The sequence below is a fragment of the Sutterella wadsworthensis genome (genome assembly GCF_003315195.1).
In the GTDB taxonomy this organism is placed as follows: Bacteria; Pseudomonadota; Gammaproteobacteria; order Burkholderiales; family Burkholderiaceae_F; genus Sutterella; species Sutterella wadsworthensis.
In genome coordinates this window covers 40,750-53,637 of record NZ_QNRV01000009.1, presented here as the reverse complement: position 1 = coordinate 53,637, position 12,888 = coordinate 40,750, and the positions used below count along the sequence as shown (strand labels likewise).

At 54.1% G+C, this 12,888-nt stretch carries 13 protein-coding genes; 2 read left to right on the top strand and 11 right to left on the bottom strand.

The genetic code is table 11. The annotated features are described in order from the left end of the window. Positions 1 to 19: 19 nt before the first annotated feature. A complete protein-coding gene (brnQ, locus tag DES29_RS05625) occupies positions 20 to 1,360 on the bottom strand; it encodes a branched-chain amino acid transport system II carrier protein (RefSeq protein ID WP_021994925.1) in 1,341 nt (446 codons plus the stop codon). 480 nt (positions 1,361 to 1,840) lie between these two features. Between brnQ and DES29_RS05620 the strand changes: the two genes are divergently transcribed. Next, entirely contained in the window at positions 1,841 to 3,052 is a 1,212-nt protein-coding gene (locus tag DES29_RS05620) for a THUMP domain-containing class I SAM-dependent RNA methyltransferase (protein ID WP_016473849.1), read from the top strand. A gap of 125 nt (positions 3,053 to 3,177) precedes the next feature. On the opposite strand, the gene DES29_RS05615 is transcribed toward DES29_RS05620, so the two are convergent. The 9 genes from DES29_RS05615 to proC all read right to left on the bottom strand — a co-directional run bounded on the left by DES29_RS05615 (position 3,178) and on the right by proC (position 10,392). Further along, positions 3,178 to 4,287: an iron-containing alcohol dehydrogenase family protein gene (locus DES29_RS05615; protein WP_016473848.1), complete on the bottom strand. Its 1,110-nt coding sequence runs from the start codon at positions 4,285 to 4,287 to the stop codon at positions 3,178 to 3,180. 308 nt (positions 4,288 to 4,595) lie between these two features. Continuing rightward, a complete protein-coding gene (rplS, locus tag DES29_RS05610; protein ID WP_016473847.1) occupies positions 4,596 to 4,967 on the bottom strand; it encodes a 50S ribosomal protein L19 in 372 nt (123 codons plus the stop codon). Between the two features lie 94 nt (positions 4,968 to 5,061). Then, positions 5,062 to 5,826 (bottom strand): tRNA (guanosine(37)-N1)-methyltransferase TrmD, encoded by a 765-nt coding sequence (trmD, locus tag DES29_RS05605; protein ID WP_021994924.1) that lies wholly within the window; start codon positions 5,824 to 5,826, stop codon positions 5,062 to 5,064. A 10-nt stretch (positions 5,827 to 5,836) separates the two neighbouring features. Beyond that, positions 5,837 to 6,415: a ribosome maturation factor RimM gene (rimM, locus tag DES29_RS05600; protein ID WP_021994923.1), complete on the bottom strand. Its 579-nt coding sequence runs from the start codon at positions 6,413 to 6,415 to the stop codon at positions 5,837 to 5,839. A 225-nt stretch (positions 6,416 to 6,640) separates the two neighbouring features. Further along, a complete protein-coding gene (gene rpsP, locus DES29_RS05595) occupies positions 6,641 to 6,913 on the bottom strand; it encodes a 30S ribosomal protein S16 (protein ID WP_005431044.1) in 273 nt (90 codons plus the stop codon). Between the two features lie 223 nt (positions 6,914 to 7,136). Then, the gene (locus DES29_RS05590) at positions 7,137 to 8,075 is read right to left on the bottom strand and encodes an electron transfer flavoprotein subunit alpha/FixB family protein (protein ID WP_016473844.1); all 939 of its coding nucleotides are present in this window, start codon (positions 8,073 to 8,075) and stop codon (positions 7,137 to 7,139) included. A 14-nt stretch (positions 8,076 to 8,089) separates the two neighbouring features. Continuing rightward, positions 8,090 to 8,839, bottom strand: coding sequence for an electron transfer flavoprotein subunit beta/FixA family protein (locus tag DES29_RS05585; RefSeq protein WP_113854556.1), 750 nt, complete (start codon positions 8,837 to 8,839; stop codon positions 8,090 to 8,092). Between the two features lie 274 nt (positions 8,840 to 9,113). Next, entirely contained in the window at positions 9,114 to 9,557 is a 444-nt protein-coding gene (locus DES29_RS05580; protein WP_016473842.1) for a YqaA family protein, read from the bottom strand. A gap of 25 nt (positions 9,558 to 9,582) precedes the next feature. After that, positions 9,583 to 10,392 carry a pyrroline-5-carboxylate reductase gene (proC, locus tag DES29_RS05575; protein ID WP_016473841.1) on the bottom strand — a complete coding sequence of 270 codons (810 nt, stop codon included), beginning with the start codon at positions 10,390 to 10,392 and terminating at the stop codon, positions 9,583 to 9,585. A gap of 413 nt (positions 10,393 to 10,805) precedes the next feature. Here proC and DES29_RS05570 point away from each other — a divergent pair, with 413 nt between their 5' ends. Further along, a complete protein-coding gene (locus DES29_RS05570; RefSeq protein ID WP_016473840.1) occupies positions 10,806 to 11,636 on the top strand; it encodes a transporter substrate-binding domain-containing protein in 831 nt (276 codons plus the stop codon). Positions 11,637 to 11,697: 61 nt separating this feature from the next. Here DES29_RS05570 and DES29_RS05565 read toward each other — a convergent pair whose 3' ends face one another. Continuing rightward, complete coding sequence (locus DES29_RS05565) at positions 11,698 to 12,414, bottom strand: YggS family pyridoxal phosphate-dependent enzyme (protein ID WP_016473839.1); 717 nt, start codon at positions 12,412 to 12,414, stop codon at positions 11,698 to 11,700. Positions 12,415 to 12,888 lie beyond the last annotated feature (474 nt).

The following is a 12,888-nucleotide window of genomic DNA, read 5'->3' as shown; positions in this document are numbered from 1 at the left end:
TTGAATGTTGTCTTACAAATTAAGCGGCAGCATTCTGAGCTTTGGCCGGAACGGCAGCCTTCCAGATCAAGCCAATCACGAAACCGACAATTGCAAACGGAATCCAGCCCATGCCATAGGTGTGGAGCGGCACGTAGGCCTTGAGCACTTCTTCAAGACCGGTCATCGAGATGCCGGCAGTTTCTGCACCATTGACAAGGGCCATCACAAAGGTAAAGCCCATCGTCCAGGCATACACGCACTGGCGGCCGCCAAAGAACTTGTGAAGGAAGATCAAAGCGATCAGGGCCACGCAGAGCGGATAGATGAACATCAGCACAGGAATGGTCGAAACGATGATGGTCTTCAAACCGAACAAGCCGATGAGGTAGGAAATCACCGTGAAACCGATGACCCACTGCACATAGGTGAATTTGCCCGTCAGCTGCATAAAGAATGCTGCGCAGCAGGTGAGCAGGCCAACCGCCGTGGTGATGCAGGCAAGCAGCACAATCGCGGCAAGCAGGTAGGCGCCAAAGCTGCCGAAGAAGACCTTAGCGCTTTCTGCAAGCACCGGCGCCCCCGTATCCTGCATGCCGATAGCGGCAACGCTTTCCGCGCCGATCTTGGCAATGAAGATATAAACCAGTGCAAGAAGCAGACCTGCGAGCATGCCGGACTTCATAACCTGAGAGGAAATAGCCTTCGGATCCGTAAAGCCGATTTCCTTCACCGAATTCACAATCAGAGTCGCGAACACAAGTGCTGCAATGGCGTCAAGCGTGTTGTAGCCGTCAAGCACACCCTGGAATGCAGCCTTGATCGGTTCATCATAGGCTTTGCCCGGCGCCTGGAAGTCTCCCATCGGCGTTGCAAAGGACATGACGATCATGACGGCCAGCGTGACGAGCAGCGCCGGCGTGAGGAACTTGCCGATTCTATCAACAAGCTTTGATGGTGATGCAGCCAGCCAGCAGGAGATCCCCAAAAAGAAAGCGAGGAAGATCGGTAGCGCAAATGCCGACGGATCGGCACCGAGGAAAGGACGCACGGCGATTTCGAAAGATACCGTGCCCGTACGAGGAATGGCGAAACAAGGGCCGATCGCCATGTAGCAGACAACCGTATAAAAGAGTCCGTAGAGCGGATGCACACGGCTTGCAACTTCACGAAGATCTCGACAGCCGGAATAACCAACCGCAATAATGCCCAGAAGCGGCAGGCCTACACCCGTTACGCAAAAGCCGAGCACAGCCCACCAAACGTTCGCTCCGGCGGACTGACCCATCGCTGCGGGGAAAATAAGGTTGCCGGCTCCGAAAAAGAGTGCGAACAGCATAGAGCCGATGGCAATAAATCGTTTGCTGCTGGGTTGTTCCATTTCAGAAGTCCAAAAGTATTTGTAATGATGTCAGCGGTTCTGAGATCGAACCGACTGTTCACTGTTTCAGCAGGACGACACAGGGATGCCGGCCGCAGACTGAAAATGCAAAATAGACAGTGAAGTTGTCATTATGCTTTGTAAATTGGATCAAGATGTAGGCAATATGCCCTATAGAACAACGAACTTCGTCACCAAATCAGAACTTTCCGCAAAGACTATCGTTTGTCTTTTCTGGATTTTTGCGAAATTTATCATCATTCATGCAAATCGTTCCTACGGCTGATGACAGCAACATGCCGCTGCGGGCAGCCGTTATTTACCGCACGCTCTCATTGATCCAAGGTGACTGCCTTTAAAAACGCTTTCTTTGCATCCGTCCAACGAACATCCAGAATGCAGACGTCACTGGATAGATGAAAGCAGTCGAAGTGATTAGAATATCGGCTTCAATTTTTAGCCGATTTTTCTGTAGCTTACATGCCGAGCTTCATCTTTCACGCCCCCTGCCCCTTTGGTCTCGAAGGGCTTCTTGCCGACGAAATCCGGGCGCTCAACGCCGACCCCGATCTCATTCGTTCCGCCAAGGGCGGCGTCTCGTTCGCAGGCGGTCTTGAACTCGGTATGGCAGTATGTCTGCATTCACGCTTTGCAACCCGCGTCCTTCTGCGCGTAGCCTTTGACGAATATTGGGACAGCCGAGATGTCTATGCGCTGGCCAAAAAGACGCCGTGGGAAAAATGGTTTGGTACAGATACGACCTTCCGCATCCACTCTTCGGCCAACCGCTGCCCGCTTGAAAGTCTTGACTTTGCAACGCTGCGCATCAAGGACGGCCTCTGCGATCGCTTTACTGAACTCGTCGGCCGCCGCCCTTCAGTAGAAAAGCGCTCGCCGGATGTGCGCATTGAGGCCTACTTCACCTTTGATCATGTGAGCTTTTACATTGATCTCGCAGGCGAATCCCTCTTTAAGCGCGGCTGGCGCCTCGAGCACGGCGAAGCCCCGCTGAAGGAAAACCTCGCCGCCGCGCTGCTGGCGCTTTCCGGCTGGAAACCTGAACTGCCCTTGGTTGATCCATTCTGCGGATCGGGCACCATTGCCATTGAAGCCGCAGCCATGGCAACCAATACCGCCCCTGGTCTGATGCGCCGCTTCGCTTTTGAGCGCCTTCAGGGCTTTGACATGGCGCTCTGGCAGGAAATGAAGGAAGACGCCCGGGCGGCACAGAATCGTTCCGCCAAAGTTTTCATTCGCGCAAGTGATATTTCCACAATCGTCGTCGAAAAAGCGGAAGAAAACTGCCGTCGGGCAGGATTCGGCGCTCTCCTTGACGACGGCCGCATCGTCTTTCATCAGGGCGACGCCCGTTCGATTAAAGCGCCCGAAGGTGCTGAAGGGGGGCTTGTCATCGCCAATCCGCCTTATGGTGAACAATCCAACCCGAAGAGCGCCTCGATTGCGGCAATGATGGCTGATTTTGCTGCTGCACTGAAGAGTCAGTTCCCCGGCTGGACGGCCTGGCTGCTGACCTCAGACCGCTTATTGCCGCGCCAAATGCGCTTGAAGGAATCCCGCAAAATCGTTCTGTTCAATGGACCGCTCGAATGCCGGTTCTTCCGCTTTGATATGGTAGCCGGCAGTAATCGCCGCAAGACTGGGGAAACTTTGTCTCAAGCGCAGGACGGATAAATCCTCTGCCGGATTACAAAAACGCCGCAGCGACGGAGAAGCGCTGCGGCGTTTTTATGCTTTCGATCCTTCGCTCTGCGCCCCATCACCTTGGGGGCATCACAGAGAATAAAGTCGACAAAGTATTAGGACTGCTTGGCGACAAACTTGCGGCCAAGTTCATCCACCTTATAGATGCCGTTACGGAACTTATCCTTTGTCATTTCATACGGCACACAAGTCCACTCCTTCATAGTGGCCGCGCGATCGACAAGCGCATTGACTTGTTCAGGCGTCGTAATGTCAAGCTGAGCCAACGTCACCGGGAGCCCGACCGAGTGGTTGAACGTCATCAGACGCTCAAGCGCAACATCGTCCTCATCAACGGCATGGAGCACCAGCGTGCCAAAACTCACCACCTCGCCGTGGAGGTGCTTGTGAATGCTCGGAAGCACCATCGAGGCGTTGTAGAAGCAGTGGGCCAGTGAGGAGTTGTAGTAATAGCTGTCCTTCGTCGTCGTCAGATTGGACGTAATGCCAGTCGAAACGATAATGTCGAGCACTGTTTCAGTGAAGGCATGGCTGTCGCGTTTGGCACGGAAGTCTTCAATCGCCTGCTTGCCGTATTCGAGCAGAGGATCTTCACAGACCAGTCCCACCTGAACACCAAGCAGCGGCGTGTGCGTCAATTCTGCACCGCGGGAAGCAAGCTGACTTTCTGCCTGCTTAGAAAGCGCATCACCGATACCTGCCCAGAATAGCTCTTCAGGGCTGTCGAGAATGACCGTCGTATCAATGAAGCAGTGCTCAGGACAACGCTTCGGAAAGTGGTAATGATCCAGGGCGCCGTCGTCCTTATAGATCACTGCAATAGCTGAAACGGGAGCACAGTTGGACGAAACGGTCGGCACAGAGAAGAAGGGCTTGCCGAGAATATCGGCAGCAGTCTTCACCGTATCAATCGCACGACCGCCGCCAACACCGAAGAGCAGATCAGCTTCTTGAACTTTCGGATTGTTGACAATTTTCTCGACGTTTGCATTCGTCGAGTCTTTTCCGTAAACAGTCCATTCAGTCAGCTTAACGCCGGCCTTTTCAAAGCCAGCCTTCAGGGCAGGTCCCGCCTTGGCCAGCGCTGTTTCACCGCCGACGACGGCAGCTGTACGGCCATAAAAGCGAGTGACTTGGCCAAGCTCGTCGTAGCAAGAAGGACCGACGCTGTAATGAGGAAGCGTCACTGTATAGTTCTTAGGCATTGGCATTTCTCCGTTAAATGCACATAAATTTTTATAAACCTCAATGCACTAGTGCTATTTAAAACTTCTATTTGCAAAGGAGGTTCGGCAATTGTATGGGCAGCGGCACCAGATTTGGGCAGCAGTACGGAAAAACAAGCCGACCCTTGAGAGAGCTTTGAGGTATTGAGAGATTCCGCCTAAGGACTAAAGCGGAGACTGTATGTATCTAAAAAATCCATACCGCTTCAAAGGGTGCACCAAAATAAAACCCCCGGAGCCTACGGAGGCTTTCGGGGGTTTCGAGGCAGGTTTCCCAGCGTCGAGGATTAGGCTTCCTTGCGGACCAGACGTTCCTTGATGCGGGCGGCCTTGCCGGAACGTTCGCGCAGGTAGTAGAGCTTGGCGCGGCGGACGTCGCCGTGGCGCTTCACTTCAATACCGGCGATCATCGGGGAGTAAAGCTGGAACGTACGTTCCACGCCTTCGCCCGACGAGATCTTGCGAACCGTGAAAGAAGAATTGAGACCGCGATTACGACGAGCGATAACGACGCCTTCGAAGGCCTGAACGCGCTTGCGCGAACCTTCAACCACGTTGACGGACACGATAACCGTGTCGCCAGCGCGGAAAGCGGGGATCGTCTTGCCAGCCGTGAGGCGAGCCATTTCTTCTTTTTCGAGAATCTCGATAAGATTCATTTTTAACTCCGTAGCCATCGTCATGCGGCCTGATTGTTAGGGGTTTAGCCCGCCGCCGAGAGGATGGGTTTGTTGATGAAGAACCCCGTTGAGATTAAGAACGGCGCCCTTCGGAAATATTCTTGGCCCCCATTGTGCGAAGGAACTTAACGTCCTCGCGCGTCAGGAGACCAGAAGAATCCGCGATTCTAATGAGATCCGGACGCGTACGCAACGTAAGCGCCAAACTTTTTTCTCTCGACCACTGTCCGATGTTTTTGTGATGGCCTGACAAAAGCACATCCGGCACCGGCATACCCCGCCAAACCTCTGGACGCGTGTAGTGCGGCGCATCCAGCAGACCAGTGGCAAAGCTTTCATCCGAAGCCGAAAGGTCCTTGATTGCCCCTGGAAGCTGACGCACCACAGCATCAATCAATGCACAGGCAGGCAGCTCTCCTCCGGAAAGAACAAAATCTCCAAGGCTGACCACTTCGTCGACATAGGACTCGAGAAAGCGCTCATCAATGCCTTCATAACGTCCGCAGACAAGCACAATCGGTTCTTTGGCTGCAGCGATTTCACGTACACGCGCATCCGTCAGGCGCGCCCCATTCGGGGCAAAACTCAAAATTGGGCCGCGGTTGCCGGAGGCTCGGACAGCATCAATGGTCTGAGCCAGAGGCTCTGCCATCATGACCATGCCGGGACCGCCGCCAAAAGGACGGTCGTCAATCGTACGGTGAAGGTCCGTGGCGGTATCTCTAGGATTCCAGCAGTTCATTGACCACAGACCCCGCATGCGTGCCCGTGCGGTAATCCCGCAGTCACGCACAGCCGAAAAAATCTCGGGGAAAAGCGTTACGACGTCAAAGCGCATCGGTACCTCCTCAACGCCATGACGGGTCCCAATCAAAGACGACGCGTTTTTCTTCAGGCTTCATCTCCACCACGTAGACATCTTTCACGTTGGGGATGAAAAAACGCTTCACAATCCCTGCTGCATCAACGTACTCAATCTCAAAAAGATCCTGTGCGCCGTTGGTGCCGATGGAAAGAATGGTGCCGAGTTTGACGCCATCCTTATTTACTGCCGTACATCCAACCAGATCAATCGCCCACACCGCATTTTCGCCCGCCTGCGGGAAATTGCTGCGAAGGACGCCCACCTTCACGCGGAGCGCATCCGCGCTTTCTTTGGATTCACAGCCGTCCCACTTAGCAATCAATCCTGCGCCGTGCCGGCGCAGGCCCTTGACGCGCACTGGCGTACGGACGCCGGCTGTATCCACCAACTCCCAATTGCGAGTGTGCTCGAGCACCTCTCCGGAAGCGAGCGGCGCAATGCGCACCCAGCCCTTGAAGCCGTATGCCCCGGCCGTACGGCCAAGTTCCACCCATTCATCAGGTGCGTCGGTCGAATCGGCGGGCAATTCCGCATCGTGAATCAGTGTGCTGTCGGACGTCATGGCAAATTTTCCGAGTTGTAGAAATAGAGAAGCCCCGCAGACTTCAGGCGTAGATACCGGATTCAGAAGAACCGACGCCCTGGAGCTTTTGCTCCTGACGCTGCCGGATCCGATGTGCTTGGACACGAGAGGCACGACCGGCAGAGAGTTCGCTGAATCCGCACCAGAAGGGATGCGGGGCCTTTGCGCTGAGGTTTATCGCCTCAGTGCGGACTGCAGCAGAAATTATTCAGCAGCAGGGGCTTCAGCGGCGGGCTGAGCCTTGAATTCCTTCACGAGACGAGCAACCGTATCGGAGAGCTGAGCGCCGTTGGACTGCCAGAAGGCAAGGCGTTCCAGGTCAACCACCAGACGGGTAGCCTGACCGGCAGCAACCGGGTTGTAGTAGCCGAGACGTTCAATGAAACGACCATCACGACGGGTGCGGGAGTCGCAAACGTGGATGTTGAAGAACGGACGCTTCTTGGAGCCGCCGCGGGCGAGACGAACGATGACCATGAGTTACCTCTCAAATCATTGGTACAGTTAAATCCATCCGTACCCCCGTCCCGGGGAGAAACGAATGGGAAGAATGGGTTTGAATAAACCGCGGATCGCGGCTTCATTCAAGAAGCGCGATTCTACTTGAGGCGCCCAATACTCTGCAAGTCATTGCAGTGCTTTTTATCCTCTGCAGTTCTGCAGATTCAAAGGCGCCTCTCAGCAGAAAAACCGCTTGATCTTAAAGCTTTGCGGCAAGAGCCCTGCAGGTCTCAGCTGCGTCAGCGAGCAGACCATAATCGGCCGTTTCAAAAATCGGAGCCTCCGGATCATTGTTCACCGCAACGATCACCTTAGCGTCCTTGATGCCGGCTGTATGCTGAATAGCGCCGGAGATGCCGAAACCGATGTAAAGATCGGGGGCAATCATCTTGCCCGTCTGCCCTACCTGCCAATCATTGGGACAAAGTCCCATATCGACGGCTGTACGGGTTGCCCCAACGGCAGCGCCGATTTTATCGGCCAGCTTTTCAAGCGAAGCGAACCCAGCCTCATCAATAAGACCGCGCCCGCCGGCAACAACCACTTTGGCCGAGACGAGATCCGGACGGTCGCTTTCCGTTTCCGTAAAGCGCACAAACTGAGAGGCATCCCAATTAGCAGCCTCTTCAGGCACGGTTATGTTTTCAATCCGCACCGGCATGTCGGCTTCACCAGCCGGCTCAAAGGCCGTCGTGCGAACCGTTCCGACCACCACATCTTCGTCAACCTCAACAGTTGCGAGCAGTGCACCGGCATAGATGCCGCGTACAAAGGTCTTTGGACCTTTTACGGCAACAACATCGGAGACCGCAGAACGGTCAAGCTGAGCCGCCACGCGGGGCATGGCCGCTTTGCCAAGCGCCGTCGCGCAGAAAAAGATATGAGAGTAGCCCGGCGCTTCATGAGCCGCCGTATAGGCGAGCACCTCGGGCAGCTCCTGAGCCAGTTTGGCATTCTGGGCAAGAAGCACCGTACGGACGCCCGCGATTTTCGCCGCTTCCTCAGCTACAGCTTCGCAGCCGTTTCCGGCAACGAGCACGTCAACGGCTTCTGTCATCTGGAGCAGCGCCGTTACCGCGCTGGCGGTCGCCGGACGAAGCTTCACATTGTCATGATCAGCAATTAAAAGCGCAGTCATTTCATTATTCCCCTTCAGAGCAGATGCGCTTCATCGCGAAGCTTCTGAATCAATTCATCAACATTGGCAACCATTACCCCAGCCTTGCGTGCGGGCGGCGGTTCAACGCTAAGGAGCTTCTGGCGGGGAGCTGTATGAATGCCAAGGGATGCCAGCTCAATCGTTTCAACCGGTTTTTTGCGAGCCTTGGCCATGGACGGCAGCGTGACATAACGAGGTTCAGCAAGACGCAGGTCCGCTGTCACGACTGCGGGGAGCGTGACTGAAATGGTCTGCGTACCGCCGTCGGTTTCGCGCGTGACGATCAGGCGGCCGTCGGCAAGCTCAATCTCGCTTGCAAACGCAGCCAGCGGAAGATTCAGGAGTTCCGAAAGCATCGGCCCGGTCTGTGCCGCATCATCATCAATCGCCTGCTTGCCCATCAGGATGAGGTCAGGCTTTTCGCGTTCAGCAATCTTGGCAAGGATCTTTGCAGCAGCCAGCGGCTCCATCATTTCATCGGTTGAGACATGAATAGAACGATCCGCCCCAATCGCCATTGCCGTGCGAAGCACATCAACTGACTTAGCGCCGCCGATCGTAACCGCAACGACTTCTTGGACTTTTCCGGCTTCTTTGAGTTCAACCGCTTCCTCGATGGCAATCTCATCAAACGGATTGATCGCCATGCGGGCGAGCTTGGTGTCGGGACCCGAACGGTCCGGGAGCGGGCGCACTTTGACCTTGGCGTCAACGACCCGCTTCACAGCAACTAAGATCTTCATGTGAAATTCCAACGTGATTTGAATGCTGCGCTGCCGCCGACTCGAGGAAAAAACGAAGGCATACCCATGTTTCGTTTTACCGAATCACGCGCGTAAGCGCAGACCGCCGCAGAATGTTGAGCAATAAAATGCCTGACGACCTGCAGCAGCACTGTTGTGCAAATGGACGAATGATTATAACGGCGCATTTTTCTTGAAAATGGCCGTAAAAAAAGGATTTTCCTGACTAGCCCGCTAGCATTGTGAAGAGAGCCTCAAACCGCTTTTTGAGCAGTCAAGCGGCAAGCGGCAGCACCGCGCCGGCCACCACCGCATAGCGCAGCCCCTTGCCCAATGCAATTAAAAGGAAACAGGGCAACGCCTTGAGACGCAGCCATCCGGCAGCAATAGGCAGCGCATCGCCAAAGAGCGGCAGCCAGGTCATCAGCAGTGCCCAGTAGCCGTACTTATGAAGCCATGCCAATGCCTTCCCTTCTTTTTTCCGCTCCGGAATAAATCGCCCAATGCACCAACCGGTCATCCCGCCCAATGCATTGCCAAGCATGGCTATGAGCACAAACTCAACCACCCGAGAGGGGGTTCCGGCTACGGCGCCGGCGAGCACCGCTTCCGATCCCCCCGGCAGCACTGTAGCGGAAATGAAGGCTGCGGCAAAAAGCGCAAACTCAATGTGTTCGCTGCGGAAAAGCCCCATGAGCCAAGCAACCCACGCTTCCATTTAGAAAAGATTTCCTTGTCAATCTTCAGCGGAAAAGTGCCTTCATTTCAGCCGTGCGCTTGAGCGCCGCATTCACAGCCTCATCCATCATGCCGTCTATGTCACGGTTATTCATTACCTCAAGCGCTTTGGCAGTCGTACCGCCTTTGCTCGTAACGTTTTCACGAAGTTTGGAGAAAGCTTCTCCGGATTTGTCAGCCAATACCGCAGCGCCCAGAACGGTACCGAGCGCCAGCGCATGCGCAGACTCCGGAGGAAGCCCCCGTTTGATGCCGGCTTTTTCCAAAGCTTCCATAAAGCGGAACACATAGGCAGGACCGGAACCCGGAATAGCACCGACCAGATCAATATCGGCCTCTGTCTTCACCTCTACGACCTTGCCTGCAGCCGCCAGCACCTGCCGCGCTGCATTCGCTGCCGTTTCGGAGATCCCTGCTGGGATCCACAGACCGGAGACGCCCATACCCACCATTGCAGGCGTATTGGGCATTGCCCGCATCAGGGGATAGCCGTTAAGCCAATCCGCATATGCGGCGGCCTCAATACCGGCCGCAATCGTCAGTGCAGCGCCGTCAGGATTAAGGAACGGCATCAAAGATGCCAGCGCAGTCTTCATCCCCTGAGGCTTCACGGCGAAAACCATTAAGTCACAGGATGCTGCCCATTCGCCGACGCCCGAATGCGTCTGCGCACCCAATGCCGCCAACCGCGCGAGTTTGTCTTCGTGGAGGTCCGTCACATGAACCTTGAGGTCGGAACGAGGTCCGCCCGCAAGGAGTCCCCCAATCAAAGCACCGGCCATATTGCCGCCGCCGAGAAAGCCGATCGTAAGCATCTTGATGCTCCTTGTCCTAAAGCGTATGGGTATTTATGAAAAATCCAGACCCTCAACAGAGGATGGAATGTCAACGGTCAATGTTCGCACAATCAAAGACTGTACTCACGATTCCCAGCAATCGCCGCTCCAAAAGAGCTCCGCAGAAGAAAGCTCCGAAGCAAAGCCCATCACAAGCCCCTCCAGCATTCGTTACGACCGATGCGGCTTTCGGAGAGCTCTGACTCATCGCAAATGAGCCAAAGAAAAATAAACTTTGTTTATCAACATTCTATTTTCTTAAAAAATTCTCATTAGCAATTCGTTTCGACTTCGAACTAAGGTCCGAGCAGTTTCCCTGCGCGACTTGCCGTATCGTGCCTGCAATCTTTTATAGGTGTTATCCCGCACCTTCCATTATTCATCATTGCATCATGAACAGCCGCAACCAATTTTTCTTTCAGCGCCGCACACTGCTTTCTGCCGCTTTGGGTGCTGCAGCCTTTTCCGCCATCGGTACGCCGCTTACCGTCTTCGCCGCTGCGGAATCTGACCCTGCCCAACAGCTTGACCGTATCAAAAAAGCCGGCGTCATCCGCATCGGCACGGAAGGCGTATTTGTGCCTTACAGCTATCACGATGAACAAGGTCGCCTGACAGGTTATGACGTGGAGCTCGCCAGAGCCGTTGCCGCAAAAATCGGCGTCCAAGCTCAGTTCATTGAATCGTCATGGGACTCGCTGCTCGCAGGCGTTGACGCCGGCCGGTTCGACATCGTCGTCAATCAAGTCGAAGCCAGTGCAGCACGGCGAGCCAAATACGACTTTTCTGTCCCCTATACGTACGACCATACCGCAATTCTGGTGCGCAGCGACAACAATGACATCAAGGGATTCGATGATCTTCGGGGCAAACGCGCCGCAGAATCTGCGACAGCCAATTCCAGCCGCATTGCGGAAGCACACGGCGCGGTTATTGTGGGGGTCCAGGACTTCTCTCAGGCCGTCGAACTTGTCGTGAGCAAACGTGCGGATACCGCACTTAATTCCGAACTGTCCATCGCGGACTTCATGCGTAAGATGCCTGACGTCCCCGTTAAGGTGGTTGCCACTTCGACCGAAGCCGAGGAGATGTGCGTATTAATGCCTAAGGGCAGTCAGGCGCTGAAAGCGGCTATCGATGAGGCCATCGAGTCCCTTCGCGCTGACGGCACGCTTTCGAAACTTTCCAAGCAGTTTCTTGGCCGTGACGTGGCAGTGAAATAACGTTTTTTTGGAGAAGCTGATCACAACAAGTGATCAGCTTCTCTTGTCATTGCCTTTTTGATCAGACGGAATAGCTGCGCGGACCGAAGATGGCACTGCCGATGCGCACCATGGTGGAACCCGCTTCAACGGCCTCCGTCAGATCGGCGCTCATTCCCATAGACAGGGTGTCGGCTTGCGGATACTTTTCCTGAAAAGCCTTGAAAAGGGATGCCATTGCCAATAGCGGCTTCATCTTCCCTTCGTACGTTTCAGCAGGAGCTGGAATGGACATTAAGCCGCGCAGCCGGAGCCGAGGAAGCTTTGAAACAGCCGCCGCAAGTGCGGGCAGCTCTTCCGGGGAAATGCCAGACTTGCTCGCCTCCGCGTCAACATTCACCTCAATCAGAACGTTGAGGGGCGGCAGATTATCCGGGCGCTGTGCGGACAGACGTTCAGCAATGCGCAAACGATCCACCGTCTGCACCCAATCGAAGCGCTCGGCAACCATGCGGCTCTTATTGGCCTGCAGCGGTCCAATGAAATGCCACTCCAAATGAAGTTCAGGATGGTTTGTACGAAACCAATCAATTTTTGTACAGCCTTCCTGAGCATAATTTTCGCCAAAGGCAAGCGCGCCGGCACGTGCGCATTCCAGAAGAGCCTCTTGGTTAAAAGTTTTCCCAACGGCCAAAAGCTTGACGCATCCCTGCGGCCGTCCCGCCTTCTCTTCGGCTTCAGACAGCATCTGCTTTACGTGTGCAAGCCGCTTTTCCAAGCCTGGCTGAAGTTCGCTCATTGTTTTTCCTTTTCGTAAACAGCACCGCAATTCTCCAATACGGCGCGATAAGTCGAGAAAGTGTACCGCCAGTCAGGCCGCTTATCCCAATCTTTGAGCAATATCAAACAAATCTCATCTTATTTGTTTTCAGAAACCGTTCTGAACACCCTTTTGATCCTCATGTCTGAACAAAATATCCTAACAAAGGATCATTTTATGATGTCACCACATTTAAATTGACTGTCTAAGAGTTGAATTAGCAAATTCAAATTGGATCACATTGAGCTAAAAAAACGGCATCAGCACCTCCCAATTTTGTGATTACACAGTTAATACATTGATTTCTAAACAATAAAAATGTTTATGTGATAGTAGATCATTTTTATAGGATCAATATTTGATCTTCTAATATGTATTTGCCATAAACTTGTAGTGAAGAAAGATGGCTTTGTCTTGACGAGGAACTTCTCTTCAATCTGAGGAGGAGACCAT

Coding starts and splice junctions, on each gene's coding strand:
- rplS (WP_016473847.1), bottom strand. CDS start 4,967: ATGAATCTTATCGAGATTCTCGAAAAAGAAGAAATGGCTCGCCTCACG.
- brnQ (WP_021994925.1), bottom strand. CDS start 1,360: ATGGAACAACCCAGCAGCAAACGATTTATTGCCATCGGCTCTATGCTG.
- DES29_RS05620 (WP_016473849.1), top strand. CDS start 1,841: ATGCCGAGCTTCATCTTTCACGCCCCCTGCCCCTTTGGTCTCGAAGGG.
- DES29_RS05580 (WP_016473842.1), bottom strand. CDS start 9,557: ATGGAAGCGTGGGTTGCTTGGCTCATGGGGCTTTTCCGCAGCGAACAC.
- DES29_RS05590 (WP_016473844.1), bottom strand. CDS start 8,075: ATGACTGCGCTTTTAATTGCTGATCATGACAATGTGAAGCTTCGTCCG.
- DES29_RS05570 (WP_016473840.1), top strand. CDS start 10,806: ATGAACAGCCGCAACCAATTTTTCTTTCAGCGCCGCACACTGCTTTCT.
- trmD (WP_021994924.1), bottom strand. CDS start 5,826: ATGCGCTTTGACGTCGTAACGCTTTTCCCCGAGATTTTTTCGGCTGTG.
- rpsP (WP_005431044.1), bottom strand. CDS start 6,913: ATGGTCATCGTTCGTCTCGCCCGCGGCGGCTCCAAGAAGCGTCCGTTC.
- DES29_RS05615 (WP_016473848.1), bottom strand. CDS start 4,287: ATGCCTAAGAACTATACAGTGACGCTTCCTCATTACAGCGTCGGTCCT.
- proC (WP_016473841.1), bottom strand. CDS start 10,392: ATGCTTACGATCGGCTTTCTCGGCGGCGGCAATATGGCCGGTGCTTTG.
- DES29_RS05565 (WP_016473839.1), bottom strand. CDS start 12,414: ATGAGCGAACTTCAGCCAGGCTTGGAAAAGCGGCTTGCACACGTAAAG.
- rimM (WP_021994923.1), bottom strand. CDS start 6,415: ATGACGTCCGACAGCACACTGATTCACGATGCGGAATTGCCCGCCGAT.
- DES29_RS05585 (WP_113854556.1), bottom strand. CDS start 8,839: ATGAAGATCTTAGTTGCTGTGAAGCGGGTCGTTGACGCCAAGGTCAAA.